1 pseudogene is annotated in these 214 nt (G+C 65.0%); it reads left to right on the top strand.

Going from position 1 to position 214, the window contains the following annotated elements:
• Positions 1-8 precede the first annotated feature (8 nt).
• A pseudogene (locus tag BN358_RS26530) lies at positions 9-214 on the top strand (hypothetical protein); the annotation flags it as partial.

Here is a 214-nt window from a genome sequence, read left to right as displayed (position 1 = left end):
AGGAACCGATGAACCCTGCAGGATCCGCCGTGACCACGCATCGCGGCGACGACAAGGTCGCGCCCATCCACGCCACCGGACCGGGCGCGAACCGCGTGCTGGCGATGTCCACGATCGACTTCACCGCGATGTTCGCGGTCTGGCTGATGTTCGGGATCCTCGGCATCGAGATCCAGAAGGAACTGCTGCTCGACGACGTGCAGCTGGCCTGGAT

This window comes from Sedimentibacter sp. B4 (assembly GCF_000309315.1).
GTDB classification, from domain to species: domain Bacteria; phylum Bacillota; class Clostridia; order Tissierellales; family Sedimentibacteraceae; genus Sedimentibacter; species Sedimentibacter saalensis.
This window is presented reverse-complemented; position numbering and strand designations above follow the sequence as displayed.